The following is a 24823-nucleotide window of genomic DNA, read 5'->3' on the forward strand; positions in this document are numbered from 1 at the left end:
ACCTCTTATTACCAACGATAATGAGCAAATGCTTTATTAGCTTCTGCCATTTTATGAGTATCTTCTTTTTTCTTGATTGCAGCGCCTGCATTGTTGAAAGCGTCCATCAATTCGCCTGCCAAACGTTCTTTCATAGTGCGTTCACCACGAAGACGAGCATAATTTACAACCCAACGAATACCGAGGGTTTGACGGCGATCAGCACGAACTTCAACTGGCACTTGATAGTTCGCACCACCGATACGGCGAGCACGCACTTCAAGTACAGGCATAACATTTTTCAATGCTTGATCAAAAACTTCCATTGGGTCTTGACCCATTTTGGAACGAATAATTTCGAATGCATCATATACGATAGTTTCAGCAATGCCTTTTTTACCATCGTACATAACTTTGTTAATGAAACGTGTTACTAATTTGCTGTTGTACACCGGATCTGGAAGTACATCACGTTTCGGAACAGGGCCTTTTCTTGGCATGTTCAATTCCTCCTTTATAATGATGTGTGTTAATTTCGTTTAATGGCTAAAATTATTTTTTAGCTTTTTTCGCGCCGTATTTGGAACGACTTTGCATACGATTTTGTACGCCAGCTGTATCCAATGCACCACGAACGATGTGATAACGCACACCTGGAAGGTCTTTTACACGACCGCCTCTGATAAGTACAACACTGTGTTCTTGTAAATTGTGACCAATGCCTGGGATGTAAGCAGTTACTTCAATAGCGTTTGTCAAACGTACACGGGCAACTTTACGAAGCGCGGAGTTTGGTTTCTTTGGAGTAGCTGTGTACACACGAGTACATACACCACGTTTTTGTGGAGATTCTTGAAGGGCAGGAGCTGTAGATTTTTTAGTCAAGCTCATGCGGCCTTTGCGTACTAGCTGATTAATTGTTGGCATTTGGGCACCTCCTTTCCAAATTTGAGATTTATAATTGATCCGTCATAACAAAGTGTTACATCGGATATTACCAAGATTAACGTAGGACGCCTACAGCTGTGGCCCGCACCTTAATGCGACACGCACGACCGAGATCATCCATGGTGTGTTTGTCATTCACAGGTATTCCCTGTTCTTCACAAGCAATCCGTAAAGGCTGTACCACACGTTCATCACTATCACAACCCAGGAACACGTACTTCACAGCACCTTTAGCAATTTGTTTCAACGTTTGCTTGGCACCGATTGTTTTGTTCACCGACTTCAGATGGGCAATGTCCATTGTACTAATTCTCCTTACGAAATTATGCCCATTAGGCATACCTCGCCTAAAGCACTATGTAAGTATATCAATTACAGCAGTCCATGTCAAACAATTTCCAATGTCACACACCGCTCTACAGCTGCATTTTATGTGTACACTCATCCGTGTGTTTCATTCAATCTTAAATTATAAATGAAGAGTGATTTTTTATTCATATATCATTATTTTCATGTATAAATAATCATTCTATGCATTTGCTATTATTTTTTCTTTTACCAATTATGCAAAATTAATATAAACACCATTTTATTATGATATAAATTAATACAGAACAAATATTTGTATTTATAAGTTACTAAAGAAAGGAGATTATATGATTAAACTCATTAAACGTTATTCAAACTTTAATCCCCCTGTAATTATAGGTAGCTTGTCTATCGTCTTAGGGCTGAGCTTATGTGCCCTTCTGATTCCGCAAATATCTCAAACGATCCTCCAAGGGATTCGTGATATTATATTTGAAGATTTCAGCTGGTTTTATGTTTTATCCATAAGTCTCTTCTTTATCTTCAATATCTTTCTTGCACTTAGTTCGCTAGGTGACATCAAACTTGGTAGCGACGATGAAGAAGCGGAATTCTCTTATACAGCTTGGCTCGCCATGTTATTTGCGGCAGGTACTGGTGTAGGTCTCATGTTCTTCGGTACTGCTGAACCGCTCTCACATTATCACTCCGCTGTAGGCTTAGTCGATGGTGCTCCTAGCGCCAAGGAAGCGTTATTCCGCTCCATCTTCCACTGGGGCATCAATGCATGGACGGTATACGGAATTATGGCTTTAGCATTAGCGTATTTTGGTTTTCGCTATAAGTTGCCTTTATCACTACGTTCATGTTTCTATCCGCTGTGGAAGGATAAGATCAATGGCCCACGAGGGCACATTATCGATATCATCGCACTTTGTGTAACTTTATTAGGTATCGTAACCACCTTAGGATTTGGTGCGGCCCAACTAGGTGCAGGGTTCCTATATATTGATATCATCTCCACTAATGACTTTTCCGCCCAAACGGTCATCATTATCATCATTATGTCCATTGCCGTTCTATCTGCTGTTACAGGTATTGATAAAGGCGTTAAGCTGCTCAGCGAAATTAATATATCTGTTGCATTAGTCTTAATGCTTTTTGTACTCTGTGCAGGTCCTACATTACTCCTATTAAATACAATGGTAGAAAACTTTGGATACTATCTATCACATATTTTAGGGCAAAGCTTCTATACATCTATCTATACACCAGAAACCCGTCCATGGTTCTTCAGCTGGACCATACTATTCTGGGCTTGGTGGTTATCTTGGGCACCATTTGTGGGCATGTTCATTGCGCGTATTTCAAAAGGTAGGACTATTCGAGAGTTCATCTTTGGGGTACTCATTATTCCAACTGTTTTTACTATCGTTTGGTTTACTATCTTTGGTAATACTGCAATTTATATCGATGAAACAGTAGCAAACGGTGCACTCGGTGCATTAACCGATAAACCAGAACAACTACTCTTTGCATTCCTTGAATATTTACCATTATCCAGTTTAACTAGTCTTCTATCAATTATCGTATTAGCATTATTTTTTATCACATCTGCCGATTCAGGCATTTATGTGTTAAATAATATTGCGGCCTATGATAAATCCACTTCATCTCCAAAGTGGCAATGCTTAATATGGGGCTCTGTAATGTCCTTTCTTGCCATCAGTTTGCTCAGCATTGGTGGGCTTAATGTACTACAATCGGTAACGCTCATTCTCGCCTTACCATTTGCAGCCTTGATGGTTATCATGTGCTACAGCTTATGGCAAGGATTATTAACAGATACGCAATACTTTAACACAAAATTTTCAACCACATCCATCTACTGGGACAGCAAGAACTGGAAACAAGGTCTTGCCAAAATACTCAACCAAACGCAGTCGGAAGATGTTATTTCCTTTATGAAAACAACAGCATTGCCTGCTATGTATCAGCTCAACAAAGAATTAACAGAAGAGTACGGATTAACTACGAGAATTGACAAACATTTCAATGGTAACGACGCCTCTGTAGAGTTAACCATCGAAAAAGAATCCATGCGCAACTTTACCTACGGCATCAAACTCGTTACGCAAGAGGTATCGGATCATCTCATCGAAGATCCTAACATTCCTCACATTACTGAAAGCACCAACGCAATTCCTATGACATATTTCAGTGACGGGCGCGCCGGATACGATGCGCAGTATATGACACGGGAGGATATCATTACCGATATCATTCGACAGTACGAACGATATCTTACTTTATCGGATGACGTCGGTTATGACATCATGTCTCATGACGCGAAAGAAACAGCTGAATAGAAACCAATAATACCTATAACAAAAGGGTGCACCTCGCAGGTGCACCCTTTTTATTATGTCGCACAATATCAACTATGCAACAAGTCTATACAATTAATATAGCTTAACGGCTGGTCCAAAGTAATTAATCTTCAGACATAACCTCTTCCGTAATATCAATGATTTCAGGTGTATTTTTTACAACTTCAATCTTACGGTAACGACTCATGCCTGTACCAGCAGGAATCAACTTACCGATAATTACGTTTTCTTTCAAGCCCAACAATGGATCGATTTTACCCTTGATAGCAGCGTCGGTAAGAACACGTGTTGTTTCTTGGAAGGACGCAGCGGACAAGAAGGAGTCCGTTGCCAAAGCGGCTTTCGTAATACCCAATAGCGTGCGTTTGCCTGTAGCATTTTCACGACCATTGAGGGTAAGACGACGGTTTTCTTCGTCAAAGGTATTAACGTCCACCATATCCCCTGGAAGCATATCCGCATCGCCAGCTGTTTCAATTTTAACTTTATGAAGCATTTGACGAACGATAACTTCGATATGTTTATCGTTAATTTCTACACCTTGGGATTTGTATACTTTTTGTACTTCGTATACGAGATAACGTTGAGTCGCTTCAGTACCCATGACGCGCATGATGTCATGAGGATTGATGGAACCTTCTGTTAAACGAGCGCCCAAGGATACCACGTCACCGTCTTTAACGATAATGCGCGAACCGTAAGGAATGAGGTAATCAAGTTCAATACCATCTTCACCAGTGATAAAGATAGTGTTCGTACCTTTCTTACCTTCATTAGGTACAACGCGAACTGTACCTTCGTTTTCGGCAATGATAGCATTACGTTTTGGTTTACGAGCTTCGAACAATTCTTCGACACGTGGCAAACCTTGTGTAATATCGTCACCTGCGACACCACCAGTATGGAATGTACGCATTGTCAACTGAGTACCAGGTTCACCGATGGATTGTGCCGCAATGATACCTACAGCTTCACCAACTTGAACTTGGTTGCCAGTTCCTAGATCACGACCATAGCACTTGCGGCATACGCCATATGGGCTACGGCAAGTCAATACGGAACGGATTTTTACTGTTTCATAATGTTTTACAACTTCATCAGCTAACGCCTCTGTGATTTCACCATTAAGAGGAACGATGACTTCGCCAGTTTCCTTATTAACTAATTCTTCAGCTGCAATACGACCTACGATACGGTCTTTTAATGGCTCGATAACACCAGTGCCTTCAACGATAGCTTCCACTTCAATACCGTGGATTTCATTGTTCCGCACTTGTACTTCTTTTACATCGGAGTTAAGGATAGCTTCGATGCCTTCTTCTGTAAGACGTGTATCAGCTGGGAAGATTTCTACACCTTCGCTGTCAACGATTGCTTGTACAGTATCCTTGTTCAACATATTTTGAACCATAGTTTCTTTCAATGTTGCACGGATACTATCGTCGCTTTCACCAAGAATAATTTTTTGAACCAAGTTAGTATGATTAATATCGCTATCAGAGCCCAAATGTGCACCGCGCAATGCGATAGATGTAACACCAGCTTCAGCAATATCTGCCAAGCATTGTTCATCCAAGATAGTTTCAGCTGGTACAACAAGTTCCCCTGTTTCAGCATTCACAACATCTTTATCTAAAACGCGACCAATGAGTTTATCCTTAAGCAATTCTAATGCTTGACGTGGAGATGTAGCCAAACGAGCACGTTCACGAACGAGATCGATACCTACAACGTCACAATCGTCCTCACGAACGATTACATCTTGAGATACGTCAACAAGACGACGTGTCAAGTAACCAGAGTCAGCTGTACGAAGCGCTGTATCGGCCAAACCTTTACGCGCACCATGAGAGGATGTAAAGTAATCCAATACAGTCAAACCTTCTTTAAAGTTTGCTTTGATTGGTAAGTCGATGATACGACCAGATGGATCGGCCATCAAACCACGCATACCAGCAAGCTGACGAATTTGTTGTTTATTACCGCGGGCACCAGAGATAGCCATCATGTAAACAGGGTTAAAGCCGTCTTTATCGCACGCCATATTATCCATCATCGCATCGGTAACATCTTCTGTTGCCTTTGTCCATAATTGGATAGTTTTACGGTAACGTTCTTCCTCTGTAATAAGACCACGGCGGTACATACGAGATACTTTTTCTACCTCTTGTTCCGCTGTATCTAACAAACTAGTTTTAACTTCTGGTACTTTAATATCAGCAATAGCTACCGTCATACCTGCGCGACGAGCGAAGGAGTAACCCAAGGACTTGATGCGGTCCAATAGTTCTGCTGTTTTTTCATTACCAAACAATTGGAAACATTGATCAACCAATTTACCAACTGTTTTCTTATCCATAACCTTACCTAAAGAGTAAGTGCCATCTTCACGTTTCTCGTATTGCCACAATTCTGGGAATAAAGCATTGTTGAAGATCAAGCGACCTGCTGTTGTTTCTACACGGCCATGATCAGGTAAACGGATATAAAGAATATCTTGCAAACCAATGATATGAGACTCATAGGCAAGCATAACTTCATCATAGGTAGCAAATGTTTTTGCTTTATCACGAGTATCTTCGCGTACAACTGTTAGGTAGTATGTACCTAAGATCATATCTTGAGAAGGTACTGCTACTGGCTTGCCGTCCTTAGTAGACAAAATATTATGGCTAGAAAGCATCAATGTACGAGCTTCCGCTTGTGCTTCTACGGACAATGGTAAGTGACACGCCATTTGGTCACCGTCAAAGTCGGCATTGAAGGCTGTACATACTAATGGATGCAATTTGATAGCACGACCTTCCCAAAGGATTGGTTCGAAGGCTTGGATACCAAGTCTATGCAATGTAGGGGCACGGTTCAAGAGAACTGGATGTTCTTTAATTACCTCTTCCAAGGATTCCCACACGCCAGGGCCAATTCTTTCAACTTGGCGTTTAGCAGCCTTGATGTTGGATGCTTGACCGCGTTCTACCAAACGTTTCATAACGAATGGTTTGAACAATTCTAATGCCATCTCTTTTGGCAAACCACATTGGTGCATTTTAAGTTCAGGACCTACTACGATTACGGAACGACCGGAGTAGTCAACACGTTTACCGAGCAAGTTTTGACGGAAACGACCTTGTTTACCTTTAAGCATGTCGGACAAGGATTTCAATGGGCGGTTACCAGGACCTGTAACAGGACGACCGCGACGACCATTATCAATCAATGCATCAACCGCTTCTTGAAGCATGCGTTTTTCGTTGCGCACGATGATATCAGGAGCACCCAAGTCGAGTAAACGTTTCAAACGGTTGTTACGGTTGATAACACGACGGTATAAATCGTTGAGGTCAGATGTAGCAAAACGGCCACCATCTAATTGGACCATAGGACGCAATTCAGGTGGGATTACAGGAACGATGTCCATAATCATCCATTCTGGACGGTTCCCAGATTGACGGAATGCTTCTACTACTTCCAAACGACGAACTGCACGGATTTTACGTTGACCACTAGCAGTGTTCAACTCTTCGCGCAATTCGGCATTCAATGCTTCAAGATCAAGTTCTGATAAGAGAGCTTTTACCGCTTCAGCACCCATGTCGATACATGCGAAGAGAACCTCTTCAGCAGCGCCTAACTCATAGCGTTCTTCGCGAGTTAATTCTTCGTATTCCTTATCAGCTTCTGGTATTGTTGCATCATCACGAAGAGCCGCATTATAGCGCTCTTTGCGTTGTGCTTCACGAACAATAGCTAAACGTTCATTACGTTGAGCCACTGTTTCGATTACGACGGATTTACCACCGATAGTATAACCGTCTTCATTAAATTGAGCTTCGTATTCGCGGTATTCTTGCTCGGACAACAATTGACGTTTTGTCAATGGTGTACCAGCTGGATCTACTACGATGTAGGAAGCAAAGTATAATACGCGTTCCAAAGAACGTGGTGATATGTCAAGGATAAGACCCATACGGGATGGGATTCCTTTGAAGTACCAAATGTGAGATACAGGAGTAGCCAATTGAATATGGCCCATACGTTCACGACGTACTTTCGCACGGGTAACCTCTACACCACATTTGTCGCAGACTACGCCTTTATGGCGGATGCGTTTATATTTGCCGCAGTGACATTCCCAGTCCTTTGTTGGTCCAAAAATGCGTTCACAGAATAGACCATCACGTTCTGGCTTCAACGTACGGTAGTTAATTGTTTCAGGTTTCTTAACTTCCCCATGAGACCAGGATAAAATCTGCTCTGGAGAGGCTAAACCGATTCGCATGGAATCGAATTCATTTACGTCTAGCACTACTATCGCTCCCTTCCTTATAGATAGTTTTAGTCTTCATCGTTAGAGGAGTCGCCCATTGGGTACGCCAATTGGCTAAGGATATCATCTTCACCGCCATTATCAGCTGGTAAGTCTTCCTCTTCCTCTTCCTCTTCCTCTTCCTCTACTTCTGGTTCTACTACAGTTACTTCATCAGTTTCTACAGCACTGCCTTCCATAACTTCTTCAATACCAGTTTCTACCACCTCATCTTCGTCCTCAAGTTCTTTCATAACAACTTCTTCTTGATCTTCGTTCAAGATTTTTACATCGAGACCGATACTTTGAAGTTCTTTAAGCAATACCTTGAAGGACTCAGGTACACCTGGTTCAGGGATGTTTTCGCCTTTAACGATTTTTTCGTATGCTTTCACACGACCAACAACGTCGTCAGACTTAACAGTTAATAGCTCTTGAAGGGTATAGGCTGCGCCATATGCTTCTAGAGCCCAAACTTCCATTTCCCCGAAACGTTGGCCACCGAACTGAGCTTTACCGCCCAAAGGTTGTTGTGTAACAAGGGAGTACGGACCTGTAGAACGAGCATGGATTTTGTCATCAACCAAATGATGGAGTTTAAGCATGTAAACGTAACCAACAGTGACGCGGTTATCCATCGGTTCACCAGTACGACCATCATATAGAACAGTTTTACCATCATCAGGACGACCTGCAATCGCCAATGTTTCGAATACGTCCTTTTCGTGAGCACCATCAAATACAGGTGTAGCAATATGAATACCTGCTACATCTGGTTTTGGCATGCCATATTTGTCAAAATCATAGCCAAGGCTTTCCAACTCTTTGCGAATTTCAACGCGTTTTTCTTCAGCAGAGTGAATGTTGTTAAGAGTATTCTTGACTTTGCTAATTGCCTCTAATTCTTCTACAAGCGCAGGATCCATTTCAGGAGCCTCTTCTTCAGAATCAAAGAATTCTACATGAAGTGCATTGTATTTAGCTTCAATAGCTTTAAGCTCTTGGTAACGAGCTTCGCCACCCATAGCATCCAATTTCTTTTGCGCTGCTGCTTCTACATGTTTTAAAATTTTAGTTTTCAAAGCAATGATTTGCTCATTTTCTTCGAAATGATTTACCGTAACATCTTCCGCAACTTTCGCTTCCAATACCTCAATTTGAGCATAAAGGTCGCGGATTGCATCGATTTGTTCCCAGTAAGATGCATCAGTACGGGCTTCTTTCAACACGTTTTGAATGTGAAGGTCCGTAGCTTTGATTTTCATACCTAAGCCTTGAACAGCCCACCCCAAGTGAGTTTCAAGAACCTGACCGATGTTCATACGAGAAGGTACGCCCAATGGGTTCAATACGATTTGTACTGGAGTACCATCTGGAAGGAATGGCATATCTTCTTTTCTCATAACGCGAGAAACGACACCTTTGTTACCATGACGGCCCGCCATTTTATCGCCTTCATGAATCTTACGTTTTTGAGCGATATATACGCGAACAAGTTTATTTACGCCTGGTTGTAATTCGTCGCCATTTTCACGGGTAAAGACTTTTACATCTACGACTTTACCAGATTCACCATGAGGCACGCGCAAGGAAGTGTCGCGAACTTCACGTTCTTTGTCACCAAAAATAGCACGCAACAAACGTTCTTCTGGAGTAAGCTCAGTTTCACCTTTTGGTGTAGCTTTACCTACAAGGATATCGCCAGGATGTACTTCTGCACCAATACAGATAATACCATCTTCGTCTAAGTTTTTAAGTGTGTCGTCACCTGTATTAGGCAACTCACGAGTAATTTCTTCAGCGCCTAATTTGGTATCACGAGCATCACATTCGTATTCTTCAATATGAATGGATGTATAGATATCTTCTTTGCAGAGTTCTTCACTAAGCAAGATAGCATCTTCATAGTTATAACCTTCCCAAGGCATGAACGCTACAAGAACGTTATAACCTAATGCCAATTCGCCGCCATCTGTAGCAGGACCATCAGCCAATACTTGGCCTTTTACAACATGGTCGCCACGATTAACGATTGGTTTTTGGTTAAAGCATGTGGATTGGTTAGAACGAAGGAATTTATTCAAATGGTATGTATCAACACGACCATCGCTATCGCGAAGAACGTGGATTTCATTACCCCAACAACGTACAACTTTACCCGCTTCACGCGCCAATACGCAAACACCAGAGTCAGTAGCTGCTGTATATTCCATACCTGTACCAACAAGTGGTGCTTGAGCACGCAAAAGTGGTACCGCTTGACGTTGCATGTTCGCGCCCATCAAGGCACGGTTAGCATCATCATTTTCAAGGAATGGAATCATAGCTGTACCAATAGATACAACTTCTTTTGGACTAACGTCCATATAGTCAACCTTATCTGGTGTAACTTCCAATACATCATGACCACGACGACAAGCAACATGTTCAGTTGTGAAGTACCCCTCTGCATCAAGCGGAGAGTTTGCTTGGGCAATTGTCATGCCTTCTTCTTCATCAGCGGTCATGTATACTACGCTATCAGATACGCGCACTTTAACAACTTTATCAGCATCCTTGCCTTTACCATACACTTTTTCTACTTTACGGTATGGTGCTTCGATGAAGCCAAATTCGTTTACCTTTGCATAGTTGGACAAGGAGTTAATCAAGCCAATGTTTGGACCTTCTGGAGTTTCAATAGGACACATACGACCATAGTGAGAATGATGCACGTCACGAACTTCGAAACCTGCACGCTCACGAGACAAGCCGCCAGGGCCAAGGGCAGAAAGACGACGTTTGTGGGTCAATTCCGCCAATGGGTTTGTTTGGTCCATGAACTGAGACAATTGAGAAGAACCAAAGAATTCTTTGATAGCTGCCACTACAGGGCGAATATTGATCAACGCTTGAGGTGTAATGGATTCAGTTTCTTGAATTGTCATGCGCTCACGAACAACACGTTCCATACGAGTTAAACCGATACGGAATTGGTTTTGCAACAATTCGCCTACGCAACGAAGGCGACGGTTACCCAAGTGGTCGATATCATCTGTATGACCTGCACCATCCATAAGGTTGAGCAAGTAAGAAATGTTAGCGATCATGTCTTCACGTGTTACTGTACGGTGATCATATGGTAAGTTGCAGTTATTACAGATAACTTTAGACTCTACACCATCATTATTTACGATATAGAATTCAGCAAAACCTTCACCATCAAAAACATGGCTATTAGCAACGATATCAAGTTGTTCTTCCCCAACTTGTACGCCTGCATCAAGGATAACTTCGCCAGTTTCTGGATCTACAATTGGTTGAGCCAATGTTTGACCCAACATACGTTGGCGCCAGCCAAGTTTTTTGTTCAATTTGTAACGACCAACGCGCGCTAAGTCATAACGGCGTGCATCGAAGAATAAGTTATCGAACAAGTTACGAGCAGACTCTACAGTAGGAGGCTCACCTGGACGTAATTTTTTATAGATTTCAACCAATGCTTCATCAGCAGATTGAGTTGTATCTTTTTCTAATGTACGAACGATGCGTTCATCATATACTGGTAAACCATCCTCATCAGTTTTACCATTCCAGAAGAGGTCGAGGATACTTTCATTCGTATCCCAACCTAATGCACGTACCAATACAGTGGCTGGTAATTTACGGTTACGGTCAATACGAACAGCTACCACTTCACTAGCATCTGTTTCAAGTTCAATCCATGCACCACGGTTAGGAATAACTGTGGAATCATACAAACGGTTACCCATTGTATCGATTTCTTTATTGTAGTAAACGCCTGGAGAACGTACTAATTGGGATACGATAACACGTTCTGCACCATTGATGATGAAAGTACCTGTATCTGTCATCAATGGGAAATCGCCCATGAATACTTCTTGTTCTTTAATGTCCATATTTTCTGGATCATTATTTACCAAGCGAATATTTACACGAAGTGGTGCTGCGTAAGTAGCATCACGGTTTTTACATTCATTAATATCATACTTAGGTTCACCTAAGCTGAAACCTTCAAAAGAAAGTACTAGATTACCTGAATTGTCTTTAATCGGAGAAATATCGTTGAAAATATTTTGTAAACCACTCTCCAAGAACCACTCATACGATTTACGTTGAATGTCCAATAAATGCGGCATCTTGATAACTTCGTTAATTTTAGCGTACGTATAACGAGTTCGTTTGCCTACCTGTTCAGGTTTGAACATATTTGCTTTCACCCCTATCAAAACACACTGGTCTACCATTTTCTATAACGGCATGAAAAAGACATCTTACAGGTCTCAGTTTTCCTGCTCGGGCAACGTCAAATAAAGCAAGGTCCATTTCATTTTTAAAATAACCTTGCTTCCCATTAACCAAGCACAACCTTGGAAGAAAACCTCATCACTATTTGTGTTATAGTTTTTACATCCAAAAGCAGAAAACGCTACTTTTGCAATATATAATTTTATCAGTATTAAAAAAGACTGTCAACCAAAAGGGTTGACAGTCTTTCATTTTCATGCTTTATTCATGTATCAAAAGAGAACCATAAATTAGTTGCCTTTTTGTTTTAAAAGATTCGCACCAGCGATACCAGGGCGAGTCATTTCTTTAGGAGAAAGAATATGATTAATTTCATCCTCAGTCAATAAACCTTGATCCAAGATGATATCACGAATAGCTCGACCTGTTTCATACGCTTCTTTCGCCAATGCAGAAGCTGTTTCATAGCCAAGATGTGGCAACAATGCTGTTACGATACCAACGGAACGATTCAACCAGTACTCGCATTGTTCACGGTCTACTTCAAGATCAACAAGCAATTTATCAACGAATGTATTTACACCGTTTTTGAGGTAGCAAAGGTTATTGAACAAGTTGTATGCCAATACAGGTTCCATAACATTTAACTCGAATTGACCATTTTCTACAGCTAATGTAATAGTAAGGTCATTACCGATAACTTGGTAACACACTTGATTCAATACTTCAGCGATAACAGGATTTACTTTTCCTGGCATGATAGAGGAGCCTGGTTGACGGGCAGGCAATTTTAATTCACCAATGCCACAGCGAGGGCCAGATGCCATTAAGCGAAAATCATTAGCCATCTTAATCAACACAAGTGCAGTTACCTTCAAACCGCTAGAGATATCAGCAAATACATCTGTATTGTTTGTGGCATCGATTAAGTTCTCTGCAGTGTAGAACGGTTCGCCTACTACTTCACTAAGTTCATAAGCTACATCATGAATATAATTAGGTTCAGCATTAAGACCTGTACCAACTGCAGTGGCACCCATATTGATTACATGTGCACCTTCAACGGCAGATTTAATACGTTTAATACCACGACGAATACCAGATGCATAAGCGCCCATCTCTTGTCCCAATGTAATAGGCACCGCATCTTGTAAATGAGTACGCCCCATTTTTAAAATTTCACTATATTCTTCAGCTTTTTTCTCAAGCTCATCAACAAGACGTTGCAAAGCTTCAAGCAACGGTTTAGATTTCAAAATTGCACAAACTTTAATCGCTGTTGGGAAAGCGTCATTTGTAGATTGTGCCATGTTACAGTGATTGTTAGGGCTTACAATATCATAGCTACCTTTTGGATGACCTAAAATTTCACAAGCACGATTTGCCAACACTTCGTTCATATTCATATTCACAGAAGTGCCAGCACCGCCTTGAATTGGATCAACTGGAAATTGGTCAGCAAATTCACCTGCAATAACTTCATCAGCGGCTTGAACAATCGCTTTACCGATAGATACATTGAGACGACCTGTTTTCATATTAGCTAAAGCAGATGCTTTTTTTACCATCGCTAGAGCTTTAATAAAATCTTGGTCTAAATGTTTCCCTGTAATATGGAAGTTTTCTAAGGCACGAATCGTTTGCACACCATAATATAACTCATCCGCTACTTCTAATTCACCTAGGAAATCATGTTCTTTTCTCATAATAGATCCTCTTTCCACTATTTCATATATTAGATGATAGTTTAATGAAACGGTTTTATCTTATGCGCTCATTATAGCATGTATTTTGTATACATAAAAGTCATTTCATGTATTCCGAATAAACAATATTCTATACAATATATTATTTCATAAATAATTATTTTTTTGTAACTATCTCCATATTATCTCCATATTTATAAAGGCTATGTTTTTATCTTTGATTGGTTTAAATATTACACGCCCTATAGTACAATAATATAAACTATGTAAGTAAGGAGTAACTATGATTAACAATCACATGCTGCGCATAGGTGCGCTCTTTTTATTAACCGTTTTGAGCTACGGCTTTTATAATGCCTATTTGCCAATCACTGATCCGGTGGAGTCCAACTATGTTCTCTCCGCCATCACCATGCTAAAACATAACTCATGGATATCCCCCATGATATACGATCACGTATGGTATGATAAACCACCGCTCACCTATTGGGCACTTATGATTACGTACAAACTATTTGGCATATCAGACTTTACATCTCGTATACCGAATACGCTTGTTGCGGGAGCTAGTGTGGCCCTAATGTATCATATAACTTACCGCATGTCTAAAAGCACCTTTGCTAGTGTACTTTGTGCGATTTTATTAATGAGTACACTACAGTTTTGGTACATATCTCATGCAGTTATAACCGATGGATTTTTATTTTTCTTCACCTTAGCTATATTTGGATATAGTTATTTAGCATTTACCAACAATGACAAGTCAGCTATGGTGAAAGCTTACATTGCTGCGGCCTTAGCTGTAATTACCAAAGGACCTATAGGCATCATCTTACCTGGTCTAATATTACTTATTTATGTATGTGCACGCTACGCAATCCATAGAAAGGATGAAATCTATCAACTTTCAAAGGATATAAAATTACTATTTAATCCCTTCGGACTATTAGTCTTTATAGCGATAGCTAGCCCTTGGTATATTGCTATGTATTCCATACACGGTGAGCAGTTTATTTCTGGATTCTTGGGTCTACACAATGTAGATCGAGCCCTTGTATCTGAGCATCCTAAATTTGATGTATGGTATTACTATCTATTAATTGTGCCCCTTTCACTATTACCATGGACACCTGTAATAGTCTATCATTTAAAAGATATTAACTGGAAAGATGATTTTGATCTATTAGGTATTATATGGTTTATAGTTATAGTACTCTTCTACTCTCTAGTAGCTACAAAGTATCTAACCTACACATTACCTGCCATTATCCCTTGTATAATATGGGCGGCCGTAAAAATTTGTGAATTAGTTACTGACAAAGAAACCGGTGAATTTACTCAATCATTCAAAAAGTTTAATTATTTAATTACCCTACCACTAGGTATTTACTACATGATTTTTACATTTGCTACAGCTTTTGATCAAAGTCTTGATAGTAAACCGTTAATCGTAGGTTCCTTTATTATAGTATGTATGATTTTAATCGGTCGATACTACATAACATCATTTTTTAAACTAGAAATATATGCTTTAGTTCCACTAATTACTTTATACTCGGCTATTACAATTACAGTACCACCAATATTATTTAATCAATCTGGTTTACAGTTTAGAACGTTCATTGAAGATACATCAAAACCAATATATATATATGGCAGTTACTATACTTCTATTGTATATTACATGAATACTATACCCACCCAAGTTTTCGTAGATACAACTGATGATTCTATATGGACCGAAGGCAAAACATTAATGCCTACCATAACTAAAGAAACATTTTTAAATAACACATCAAATAATCGCGGTGCCTATGTCATCGTTCCTAAAAAATATGACAAGGATTTCTCTAATGCATTACCGTATCCAAAGGCAAAATTAGTCAACAAAACAAAACTCGCATCAATTTATAAGCTTCAATAAAAAAGGCGTACCCATAGGGTACGCCTTTAATATGGTTAGAATTATTTCAATTCTACGGATGCGCCAGCTTCTTCTAATTGAGCTTTCAAAGCTTCAGCAGCTTCAGCAGCAACGCCTTCTTTTACAGGTGCAGGAGCACCGTCAACGATAGCTTTAGCTTCTTTCAAGCCAAGACCAGTTGCTTCACGAACAACTTTGATTACGTTGATTTTAGATGCGCCAGCATCTTTCAAGATTACGTCGAAGGAATCTTTAGCAGTGCCGCCTTCAGCACCACCAGCAGCTGCTACAGCTACAGGAGCTGCTGCAGTTACGCCAAATTCTTCTTCGATTGCTTTTACAAGATCATTAAGTTCAAGGATTGTTGCTTCTTTCAATTCAGCAACGATGTTTTCAATGTTCAATGCCATTTTAGATTTCCTCCATAAATTAGTTTATAGTGCCAGCCTCAAGCGGCCAACGAATACTTTGCAAAAAATATTATTCTGCAGGTTTTGCTTCTGCAACAGCTTTGACAGCGTATGCAACATTGCGAACAGGAGCTTGCAATACGGAAAGCAACATGGAAAGCATACCTTCGCGATTTGGAAGAGATGCAATTGCTTTAACGCCTGCTGCGTCCATAACTTCGCCTTCAACGATACCAGCTTTAACTGTTACAACTTCTTTTTCAGTTGCTTTGATGAATTGTTCGATTACACGAGCAGGTGCAACAGCATCGTCTTTAGAAGTAGCCAACGCAGTTGGACCTTCTAAATGCTCAGAGAAACCTTCAAGATTCAATTCGTTTGCAGCGATACGAGTCAAAGTATTTTTGATTACTTTGTATTCAACACCTTCAGCCAACATTTTGCGACGAAGATCAGTTGCTTGCGCAACAGTTAAACCAGAGTAACCAATCAATACAGCACCTTTTGCTTCAGAAAGAGTTTCTTTCATTTGAGCAACGATTGCTTTTTTTGATTCAGTGACAGCCATTAGATTACCTCCTTGTAGATTTTTTTGGTGCTCTATGTACTATCTTAGCGTAAAAACGACCCCATCGCACGCGATGAGGTCGTAACTAGTCCTAGGTTGTTCTAGTGTCAGCCTCAGCGGGCGGATTTTCATCCATTATACATACCAGCCGTCTACAGCTAAGAGACATATTTAATTATTGCTCTTTGGAAACAGTGCTCAATTTGAACACATTCAAAGGTACACCAGGGCCCATTGTAGCGGACAAGGTTACAGATTTAATGTATTGACCTTTAGCTGCTACAGGTTTAGCCTTGATAATAGTATCAACGATTGTACGGTAGTTGTCAAGTAATTTTTCTTCATCGAAAGATGCTTTACCGATAGAGCAAGAGATAATACCTGCTTTATCAGTACGGTATTCGATTTTACCAGCTTTGATTTCGTTTACTGCACGAGCAACGTCTGGAGTTACTGTACCAACTTTAGGGTTTGGCATCAAGCCTTTAGGACCCAAAATTTTACCAAGACGGCCAACTTGACCCATCATGTCTGGTGTAGCAACTACTACGTCGAAGTCGCTCCAACCACCTTGGATTTTAGCTACTAACTCTTCAGAACCTACAAAATCTGCACCAGCTTCTTCAGCTGCCTTAATATTGTCGCCTTTTGCGAATACAAGAACGCGTTTAGTTTTGCCAGTACCATGAGGCAATACTACTGCACCACGAACTTGTTGATCAGCGTATTTAGGGTCGACATTCAAGTTGAAAGCAATTTCAACTGTTTCATCGAAATTTGCAGTTGCAGTTTTCTTAACCAACTCAATTGCTTCTACTGGTTCGTAGAATTTACCAGCTTCAATAAGTTTTACTGCTTCAGCGTATTTCTTACCTACTTTTGCCATTATAATATCCTCCTTATGTGGTCAAACGGGAATTCCCTCCCACCGATTTGCGCCTTATGCGCAAGTCGTACGCTTATTAGTCAACGATTTCAATGCCCATGCTGCGAGCAGTACCTTCCACCATGCGCATACCTTGTTCTACGGTATTAGCATTCAAGTCAGGCATTTTCAATTCAGCAATTTCACGAACTTTATCGCGACCTACTTTTGCTACTTTATCACGGTTAGGCACACCAGAACCTTTTGGAATACCTGCAGCTTTTTTCAACAATACTGCAGCTGGTGGAGTCTTAGTGATGAAGTCGAAGCTACGATCTTCATATACGTTAATAACTACTGGAATAATTAAGCCAGCTTGTTTAGCAGTACGTTCGTTGAATTCTTTTGTGAAAGCAACGATGTTAACACCTGCTTGACCTAGTGCAGGACCAACTGGTGGTGCTGGAGTAGCTTTAGCGGCTTCAATTTGTAGTTTTACTTGTTTAACTAATTTCTTAGCCATGGGTAATTAAACCTCCTATGCTTATACTGTGGTGGTAACGGATATATATCCTCCCACTGGCAACCAAAATCGATTGCTCTTTTTAGAGTTATATTATTATATTTATATATTAAAGAGCTTTCTCAACTTGAGAGAACTCTAACTCTACCTCGGTATCTCGATTGAACATTTCTACGCTAAGTTTCAATGTTCCTTTATCAGGGTTAAGTTCGGTAATAACACCTAGTTTATCTTCAAAGGCACCGGACGTAATGCGAACCGTTTCACCAACTTCTACATCAACGTTAATGGTTGGTTTCTTATCCAAGCCCTGAGACTTAAGTATATGTTCTACTTCGGAATCAGAAAGTGGAACTGGTTTTGTAGCAGAGCCAACGAAACCTGTTACACCTGGCGTGTTGCGTACAACATACCAAGAACGGTCATTAACTTCCATTTCCACCAATACATACCCAGGAAATATCTTACGTTTTACTACTTTTTTAACCCCATCTTTTTCATCTATTTCGTCTTCAAGAGGCACCAAAATTCGGCTGATCACATCTTGTAGCCCCATAGATTGAACTTTAAGTTCAAGAGTGGTTTTTACTTTATTTTCGTAGCCTGAATAGGTATGAATTACATACCACTTCTTATCTGCTTCCATGTAATGGCCCCCTTATCCAACAAAGTGCAACAACGTATTAAAAAGTTGGGCAAAGAGTCCATCAAGCACAGAAATAATCAAAGCGATGAATATGGTCACTAAGAATACTACTATTGTGTAATTGATAAGCTCTTTTTTTGTTGGCCAGACTACTTTTTTTAGTTCAGCTTTCACACCGCGGAAGAATTTTCCAAATCCACCACGCTGCTGCACTGCTGAGTTAGACTTTGCCATTGTGTTTCACATCCTCAAATCAACAGGTAATGAATGATAAGAATTATTTTGTTTCACGGTGTAATGTATGTTTACCGCAGAATTTGCAATATTTCATCATTTCAATACGATCAGGATTGTTCTTTTTATTCTTGTTCGTTTGATAGTTGCGTTGTTTGCAATCTGTGCAAGCTAAAGTAATGGCATTACGCATCCGGATACACCTCGCTTTATATTTACTAATCTGTCTCTTGTACTCGAAAACGCTCGACTACATACTAAAAAACTATATCATACGTAGCAAGCGATGTCAAGAAATTAAGCAACTCAAAAAAGCCAGGCACGTATGCCTGACATGGATAGTATAACAGACAATGGCGCCCCTTGTCTACCCAAAGAACGCCATGTCATATTAGCTTATAGTTAGCTTATATATATTATATTTAATATTATAATTACATATTTACTATTATTGCTTCGTTTATTACTGTTTCTTTGTGAAAGTTACTTTCACGATTTGCCAGAAGAAGGCCAATGCCCCCAATATCATGATGGTATCGCCAACCATGCGAAGCCAACGCAAATTTTGTAACAATGGTTGTTGCATAAAGTCTTCACTGCGAGCGAGCCATAAGCCTTGTGTAACACTTGCCCAACTTTGAATCAAGCCAATTGGCAATAGACTGATAAGAACCATTAACGCAAGGCCCCAATTCAATGCCCAGAAACCGAATTTCATCAACTTGTCGTTAAATTCCACTTCAGGTCGAATATAACGAGCGATGAGGAATACAAAGCCTAAACTCAAGAACCCGTATACGCCGAACAACGCCGTATGAGCATGAACAGCTGTCGTATTTAGACCTTGAATATAGAACAAGGAAACCGGCATATTAATTAAGAAGCCGAAGATGCCTGCACCCACCAAGTTCCAGAAGGATACGGCAATGAAGCAGTATACAGGCCATTTTAGTCGATGCATCCAAGGAGCACTATGAAGGCGTGTATAATTTTCAAACGCTTCATATCCCAAGAGTACAAGAGGCACTACTTCCAACGCGGAGAACGATGCCCCTGTGGCCACGATAGTCGATGTAACACCGGTGAAATAAAGATGATGGAATGTACCAGGGATACCGCCGATAAGGTAAATGGCACCGGACGAAATCGCTGCTATGGTACCTGCACGGTAAGATACGAGACCAAGTGTTACGAAAATAAAGGCCATCAACGTAGTAGAGAATACTTCAAAGAATCCTTCTACCCAAAGGTGAATAACCCACCAGCGCCAGTATTCCATGATTGCCAAGTGGCTGTGTTCTCCGTAGAAAAGACCTGGTCCATAGAAAATACCGACCATCACAACGGAGAAAATAAAGGCAGCAATAAGGTTTTTATCCCCTTTATTTTTGAAAGCACCAATGATGCTGCGCACCATGAGTACAAGCCAAAATAGAATGCCGATATATTCAATCCATTGCCATACGCGCCCCAACTCGATAAACTCATATCCTTGGTGACCCAAGTAGAAGTTTAGAGACGCCGGAATCTCATGAGCAACACCTAAATATGTACCTGTAAAGGAACCCACTACCAACACAACGAGTGCCCAGAACAAAATATCCACGCCCAATTTTTGGAACTTAGGATCTTTACCGCCATTAATAATCGGCGCCAAGAATAAACCGGCACTCAAGAATGCCATCGCAATCCAGAACAAGGATGCTTGAATATGCCAAGTACGAGCAATAGAATATGGGAAATACTGCGCCAATGGAATGCCATAGAAAGCCTGTCCTTCTACGGTGTAGTGCGCAATGATACCACCCATACCAAGTTGGAGTAAAAATAATGCCAAAATCGTAAATAAATATTTTCCTAAAGACCGTTGAGATGGTGTGAGATGCAATTTGGAAATTGGATCTTCCGCAGGTGGTGTTAATTCATGTTCATCTTGTTTGCGACCGAATGCCCACATCCATACGACAATACCAATACCACAAAGTAAAATAATAACACTCACAACAGACCAAGCTACGCTTTCCGGTGTTGGATTATGATCTAACAATGGCTCGTGAGGCCAATTGTTGGTGTATGTTGCATCTGTACCAGGGCGTTGAGTCGATGCCATCCACGTAGTCCAGAAGAAGAATCGTGCCATATCAATACGATCTTTTAATTCTGGCAACGTATTGTCTTTCATCGCAAAATGATCGCGTGTTTCGGACAATTTAGGGTTATCACCATACAGTTCAATAAAATATTGTCCGGTTAAATTCATCGCTGTAATACGTTCCGGTGAAAGCACAACAGTTCCATCTTCACGAACAGCACTGTTAAAGTACTCTGCTTTAACTGCTTCTTTAACAGCCGCTTTCTGCACATCACCTAACTGTTCATAAAGAACACCAAAAGCTTCTTGAGACTTGATATCAAGCATTACGGACACTTCTTTGTGCAACCAATCAGCTGTCCAGTCCGGGGCTTGATATGCGCCATGACCTAGTACGGTCCCTACAGATTGACCACCTGTAGATTGCCAAGCCGATTGACCATGTAAGATATCATCCTTAGTGAACAAAACCTGTCCATCTTGAGATACATACGCGGTTGGTACCGGTGGCGCTTGATGATATACATCAGTACCCAAATAGCCAAGAATAGAGAATCCAATAATAAGAACTGCTACTACGGCTATCCAATACTTTTTGTATTCGCCCATCACATTACCTCCTTTTCTATAAAAGCACAAAAAGAGAGCCTATGCTCTCCTCATATATAATATACACTAATTTTATAAATAAAGTTGTATCTAAGGTTACAATATATTAAAATTTCTTCTCAATTTGTATCAATAGTATGATTATCCTTTGAAGCCTGAATACAACGTATATATCACCTTACAAAATCATCATTGTTTCAATATATTAGCGATTCAATTCTATACTCTTAATCATCAATATATACAAAATAAAAGGGACCCATTGGGTCCCTTTTATTGAGTCTAAAATTCAATTATATAGCTAATGTATCGATACATTGAGCTATAAACTTGTATTAACCTTCGATTTCTGTTACTACGCCAGCGCCTACTGTATGGCCACCTTCGCGGATCGCAAAGCGAAGACCTTCTTCGATAGCGATTGGAGTAATCAATTCGATTTCCATTGTTACGTTATCGCCAGGCATACACATTTCTACACCTTCAGGAAGGTTTACAACACCTGTTACGTCTGTTGTACGGAAGTAGAATTGTGGACGGTAGTTGGAGAAGAATGGAGTATGACGACCACCTTCTTCTTTAGTCAATACGTATACTTCTGCTTTGAATTTTGTGTGTGGGTTGATGGAACCTGGTTTAGCCAATACTTGACCACGTTCGATGTCTTTACGATCAACACCACGAAGCAATGCACCTACGTTGTCACCTGCTACTGCAGAATCCAACACTTTACGGAACATTTCAAGACCTGTTACTACGTATTGTTCAGCTTTTTCTTTCAAGCCTACTACTTCAACAGTATCACCAACGTTTACTTGACCACGTTCAACACGGCCAGTTGCTACTGTACCACGACCAGTGATTGTGAAAACGTCTTCCACAGGCATCAAGAATGGTTTATCAGTGTCACGAACTGGTGTTGGGATGTAGGAGTCTACAGCGTCCATCAATTCGTCAATTTTAGCTACATATTGAGCATCGCCTTCCAAAGCTTTCAACGCGGAACCTACAACGATAGGTACTTCGTCGCCAGGGAATTCGTAGGAAGAAAGAAGTTCACGAACTTCCATTTCTACCAATTCGATCAATTCTTCATCGTCAACCATGTCAGCTTTGTTCAAGAATACTACGATTGCAGGAACACCAACTTGGCGAGCCAACAAGATGTGTTCGCGAGTTTGAGGCATAGGGCCGTCAGCTGCGGATACAACCAAGATAGCGCCGTCCATTTGAGCCGCACCAGTAATCATGTTTTTAACATAGTCAGCATGGCCTGGGCAGTCAACGTGTGCATAGTGACGGTTAGCAGTTTCATACTCAACGTGTGCAGTGTTGATTGTGATACCGCGTTCACGTTCTTCTGGAGCTTTATCGATCATGCTGTAATCTTGGAAGTCAGCTTGACCTTTTTCAGCCAATACTTTAGTGATTGCAGCAGTCAAAGTAGTTTTACCATGGTCAACGTGACCGATTGTACCGATGTTAACATGCGGTTTCGTACGTTCAAATTTTTCTTTTGCCATTAGGATTATATCCTCCTTCACAAAAACAAATTACATTCTAGTATTAATATAATATATTAACCCTAATTTATCAATGGAATATAAGATTTCCTTACCTATTATTATACCATATATACAAAGTCTTAGAATAGCATGTCATATGTAAAGAAATAAAAAAATCCCCACCAAGGTGAGGTTTAATGGTGGCGGCACACGGATTTGAACCGCGGACACACCGGGTATGAACCGATTGCTCTAGCCAACTGAGCTATGCCGCCATGTATGGAGCTAGTGACCGGGATTGAACCGGTGACCTTATCCTTACCAAGGATACGCTCTGCCGACTGAGCTACACCAGCACAATGAACGATCATTTCACTGTGGTTTTTATGGTTGCGGGGACAGGACTTGAACCTGCGACCTTCGGGTTATGAGCCCGACGAGCTACCAACTGCTCCACCCCGCTATGAATGGTGGAGGGAGAAGGATTCGAACCTTCGAAGTCGAAGACGGCAGATTTACAGTCTGCTCCCTTTGGCCGCTCGGGAATCCCTCCATAAATAAAATGGAGCTGGCGATAGGAATTGAACCCACAACCTGCTGATTACAAGTCAGCTGCTCTACCTATTGAGCTACGCCAGCATCATTACGACAAGATGAATTGTATCACCTAGCACACTAAGTGTCAAGAACATTTAAAAACTTTTTTGAAGTTTTTCGTTCACTGTGGTCACTCTTAGTGCTTAATCATAATAACATGAAACGATACCCTATGCAAGTATTTTGTCAAAAAAAATTTATATTTTATCAATCCTCTATAAAATGCCTCGTTTTCAGTATATATCCAGTAATCAACTTTTATTTACTAGTATATTCTTTATATACCTTTACATAGTTTCATTCCTTACCAGTCCATGTCTGCTAACATCCATATTTCAGGTTTACTAAAATCAAATAATAGGAAATTACAAAACTATATTTTTTACCTAATAACTGTAATTATATAACTAAAAAAGGAGATAGCCCGCTATCTCCTTCTATACATTTATAGTTTTCCCTATATTCAACCAATATGTTCAAACATACATTTAGTCGATTGCAATAACATGATCTGGATGTGCAATACTAACTACAGCATGTTTAGGATTATTGTTATGTTCTAAGTACAACTGATCCCCTTCAATATGTCCACGCCAGCCAACGACAATAGGATACTTCTTACTAATAGTTTTTAACAACTCAAATGGTTTTAGATTTAAGATAGGTGCAAAGAATACATTAATGCCATCTAGCAAGACTACTTCCGTATCGCTACGGCTAAGAGCACGGCAAATAACTTCTTCCGCTAATTGAGGCCGTTCATCACGAGGCACGAGCAAAAACTCTTCCTCGATGAGTTGCTTAGCTTCCAAGTATTTCCAGCCCTTCTGCTCAGACAATTCACGAATTAGCAAACTTTTACCAGAACCTGGACCACCAACGATAAACAATATACGTTCATCATCACCTTGAATCTTTTCCCAACGTTCTTTTACATCTTGTACAGTAACCATACCCTTTGCCT

At 40.4% G+C, this 24823-nt stretch carries 18 protein-coding genes and 5 tRNA genes; 2 read left to right on the forward strand and 21 right to left on the reverse strand.

Annotation, left to right across the window (positions count from 1 at the left end):
• Positions 1-8 precede the first annotated feature (8 nt).
• From rpsG to FNLLGLLA_RS08025, 3 genes are all read right to left on the reverse strand, one after another.
• A complete protein-coding gene (gene rpsG, locus FNLLGLLA_RS08015) occupies positions 9-479 on the reverse strand; it encodes a 30S ribosomal protein S7 (protein ID WP_004693556.1) in 471 nt (156 codons plus the stop codon).
• A gap of 52 nt (positions 480-531) precedes the next feature.
• The gene (rpsL, locus tag FNLLGLLA_RS08020; protein ID WP_004693554.1) at positions 532-906 is read right to left on the reverse strand and encodes a 30S ribosomal protein S12; all 375 of its coding nucleotides are present in this window, start codon (positions 904-906) and stop codon (positions 532-534) included.
• A 76-nt stretch (positions 907-982) separates the two neighbouring features.
• Positions 983-1228: a L7Ae/L30e/S12e/Gadd45 family ribosomal protein gene (locus FNLLGLLA_RS08025; RefSeq protein WP_004693552.1), complete on the reverse strand. Its 246-nt coding sequence runs from the start codon at positions 1226-1228 to the stop codon at positions 983-985.
• A 355-nt stretch (positions 1229-1583) separates the two neighbouring features.
• On the opposite strand from FNLLGLLA_RS08025, the gene FNLLGLLA_RS08030 reads away from it, so the two are divergent.
• Positions 1584-3605, forward strand: a complete 2022-nt coding sequence (locus tag FNLLGLLA_RS08030; protein WP_156697252.1) for a BCCT family transporter — start codon at positions 1584-1586, stop codon at positions 3603-3605.
• Positions 3606-3729: 124 nt separating this feature from the next.
• Here FNLLGLLA_RS08030 and rpoC read toward each other — a convergent pair whose 3' ends face one another.
• The 3 genes from rpoC to FNLLGLLA_RS08045 all read right to left on the reverse strand — a co-directional run bounded on the left by rpoC (position 3730) and on the right by FNLLGLLA_RS08045 (position 13886).
• Positions 3730-7932, reverse strand: coding sequence for a DNA-directed RNA polymerase subunit beta' (gene rpoC, locus FNLLGLLA_RS08035; protein WP_004693548.1), 4203 nt, complete (start codon positions 7930-7932; stop codon positions 3730-3732).
• Between the two features lie 29 nt (positions 7933-7961).
• Positions 7962-12140, reverse strand: coding sequence for a DNA-directed RNA polymerase subunit beta (rpoB, locus tag FNLLGLLA_RS08040; RefSeq protein WP_174892357.1), 4179 nt, complete (start codon positions 12138-12140; stop codon positions 7962-7964).
• A gap of 330 nt (positions 12141-12470) precedes the next feature.
• Complete coding sequence (locus FNLLGLLA_RS08045; RefSeq protein WP_004696758.1) at positions 12471-13886, reverse strand: aspartate ammonia-lyase; 1416 nt, start codon at positions 13884-13886, stop codon at positions 12471-12473.
• Between the two features lie 283 nt (positions 13887-14169).
• On the opposite strand from FNLLGLLA_RS08045, the gene FNLLGLLA_RS08050 reads away from it, so the two are divergent.
• Positions 14170-15810 carry an ArnT family glycosyltransferase gene (locus FNLLGLLA_RS08050; RefSeq protein ID WP_156697254.1) on the forward strand — a complete coding sequence of 547 codons (1641 nt, stop codon included), beginning with the start codon at positions 14170-14172 and terminating at the stop codon, positions 15808-15810.
• A 41-nt stretch (positions 15811-15851) separates the two neighbouring features.
• Here FNLLGLLA_RS08050 and rplL read toward each other — a convergent pair whose 3' ends face one another.
• The 15 genes from rplL to brxF form a co-directional block, all read right to left on the reverse strand.
• Positions 15852-16220 carry a 50S ribosomal protein L7/L12 gene (rplL, locus tag FNLLGLLA_RS08055; RefSeq protein WP_008714934.1) on the reverse strand — a complete coding sequence of 123 codons (369 nt, stop codon included), beginning with the start codon at positions 16218-16220 and terminating at the stop codon, positions 15852-15854.
• A gap of 70 nt (positions 16221-16290) precedes the next feature.
• Positions 16291-16788, reverse strand: a complete 498-nt coding sequence (gene rplJ / locus FNLLGLLA_RS08060; protein ID WP_008714932.1) for a 50S ribosomal protein L10 — start codon at positions 16786-16788, stop codon at positions 16291-16293.
• Positions 16789-16963: 175 nt separating this feature from the next.
• Positions 16964-17674, reverse strand: coding sequence for a 50S ribosomal protein L1 (rplA, locus tag FNLLGLLA_RS08065; RefSeq protein ID WP_004693536.1), 711 nt, complete (start codon positions 17672-17674; stop codon positions 16964-16966).
• 76 nt (positions 17675-17750) lie between these two features.
• Entirely contained in the window at positions 17751-18176 is a 426-nt protein-coding gene (gene rplK, locus FNLLGLLA_RS08070; RefSeq protein WP_004693535.1) for a 50S ribosomal protein L11, read from the reverse strand.
• A 109-nt stretch (positions 18177-18285) separates the two neighbouring features.
• A complete protein-coding gene (gene nusG, locus FNLLGLLA_RS08075; protein ID WP_008602485.1) occupies positions 18286-18822 on the reverse strand; it encodes a transcription termination/antitermination protein NusG in 537 nt (178 codons plus the stop codon).
• A 12-nt stretch (positions 18823-18834) separates the two neighbouring features.
• Complete coding sequence (gene secE / locus FNLLGLLA_RS08080; RefSeq protein WP_004693531.1) at positions 18835-19056, reverse strand: preprotein translocase subunit SecE; 222 nt, start codon at positions 19054-19056, stop codon at positions 18835-18837.
• A gap of 43 nt (positions 19057-19099) precedes the next feature.
• On the reverse strand, positions 19100-19249 hold the full coding sequence (gene rpmG, locus FNLLGLLA_RS08085) for a 50S ribosomal protein L33 (RefSeq protein ID WP_004693530.1): 150 nt from the start codon (positions 19247-19249) through the stop codon (positions 19100-19102).
• Positions 19250-19519: 270 nt separating this feature from the next.
• Positions 19520-21757, reverse strand: coding sequence for a nitric-oxide reductase large subunit (locus tag FNLLGLLA_RS08090; protein WP_004693527.1), 2238 nt, complete (start codon positions 21755-21757; stop codon positions 19520-19522).
• A 335-nt stretch (positions 21758-22092) separates the two neighbouring features.
• Positions 22093-23280, reverse strand: coding sequence for an elongation factor Tu (gene tuf / locus FNLLGLLA_RS08095; RefSeq protein ID WP_012864763.1), 1188 nt, complete (start codon positions 23278-23280; stop codon positions 22093-22095).
• Between the two features lie 180 nt (positions 23281-23460).
• A tRNA-Met gene (locus FNLLGLLA_RS08100) sits at positions 23461-23537 on the reverse strand.
• Between the two features lie 5 nt (positions 23538-23542).
• Positions 23543-23618, reverse strand: a tRNA-Thr gene (locus FNLLGLLA_RS08105).
• Between the two features lie 31 nt (positions 23619-23649).
• Positions 23650-23725, reverse strand: a tRNA-Met gene (locus tag FNLLGLLA_RS08110).
• 5 nt (positions 23726-23730) lie between these two features.
• A tRNA-Tyr gene (locus tag FNLLGLLA_RS08115) sits at positions 23731-23815 on the reverse strand.
• A 10-nt stretch (positions 23816-23825) separates the two neighbouring features.
• A tRNA-Thr gene (locus FNLLGLLA_RS08120) sits at positions 23826-23901 on the reverse strand.
• A gap of 446 nt (positions 23902-24347) precedes the next feature.
• Positions 24348-24812, reverse strand: coding sequence for a BREX-3 system P-loop-containing protein BrxF (brxF, locus tag FNLLGLLA_RS08125; RefSeq protein WP_004695092.1), 465 nt, complete (start codon positions 24810-24812; stop codon positions 24348-24350).
• Positions 24813-24823 lie beyond the last annotated feature (11 nt).

This window comes from Veillonella parvula, from assembly GCF_902810435.1.
In the GTDB taxonomy this organism is placed as follows: Bacteria; Bacillota; Negativicutes; order Veillonellales; family Veillonellaceae; genus Veillonella.

Coding starts and splice junctions, on each gene's coding strand:
- nusG (WP_008602485.1), bottom strand. CDS start 18,822: ATGGAAGCAGATAAGAAGTGGTATGTAATTCATACCTATTCAGGCTAC.
- rpsG (WP_004693556.1), bottom strand. CDS start 479: ATGCCAAGAAAAGGCCCTGTTCCGAAACGTGATGTACTTCCAGATCCG.
- rplK (WP_004693535.1), bottom strand. CDS start 18,176: ATGGCTAAGAAATTAGTTAAACAAGTAAAACTACAAATTGAAGCCGCT.
- FNLLGLLA_RS08090 (WP_004693527.1), bottom strand. CDS start 21,757: ATGGGCGAATACAAAAAGTATTGGATAGCCGTAGTAGCAGTTCTTATT.
- FNLLGLLA_RS08045 (WP_004696758.1), bottom strand. CDS start 13,886: ATGAGAAAAGAACATGATTTCCTAGGTGAATTAGAAGTAGCGGATGAG.
- rplL (WP_008714934.1), bottom strand. CDS start 16,220: ATGGCATTGAACATTGAAAACATCGTTGCTGAATTGAAAGAAGCAACA.
- rpsL (WP_004693554.1), bottom strand. CDS start 906: ATGCCAACAATTAATCAGCTAGTACGCAAAGGCCGCATGAGCTTGACT.
- FNLLGLLA_RS08050 (WP_156697254.1), top strand. CDS start 14,170: ATGATTAACAATCACATGCTGCGCATAGGTGCGCTCTTTTTATTAACC.
- secE (WP_004693531.1), bottom strand. CDS start 19,056: ATGGCAAAGTCTAACTCAGCAGTGCAGCAGCGTGGTGGATTTGGAAAA.
- FNLLGLLA_RS08030 (WP_156697252.1), top strand. CDS start 1,584: ATGATTAAACTCATTAAACGTTATTCAAACTTTAATCCCCCTGTAATT.
- FNLLGLLA_RS08025 (WP_004693552.1), bottom strand. CDS start 1,228: ATGGACATTGCCCATCTGAAGTCGGTGAACAAAACAATCGGTGCCAAG.
- rplA (WP_004693536.1), bottom strand. CDS start 17,674: ATGGCAAAAGTAGGTAAGAAATACGCTGAAGCAGTAAAACTTATTGAA.
- brxF (WP_004695092.1), bottom strand. CDS start 24,812: ATGGTTACTGTACAAGATGTAAAAGAACGTTGGGAAAAGATTCAAGGT.
- rpmG (WP_004693530.1), bottom strand. CDS start 19,249: ATGCGTAATGCCATTACTTTAGCTTGCACAGATTGCAAACAACGCAAC.
- tuf (WP_012864763.1), bottom strand. CDS start 23,280: ATGGCAAAAGAAAAATTTGAACGTACGAAACCGCATGTTAACATCGGT.
- rpoB (WP_174892357.1), bottom strand. CDS start 12,140: ATGTTCAAACCTGAACAGGTAGGCAAACGAACTCGTTATACGTACGCT.
- rplJ (WP_008714932.1), bottom strand. CDS start 16,788: ATGGCTGTCACTGAATCAAAAAAAGCAATCGTTGCTCAAATGAAAGAA.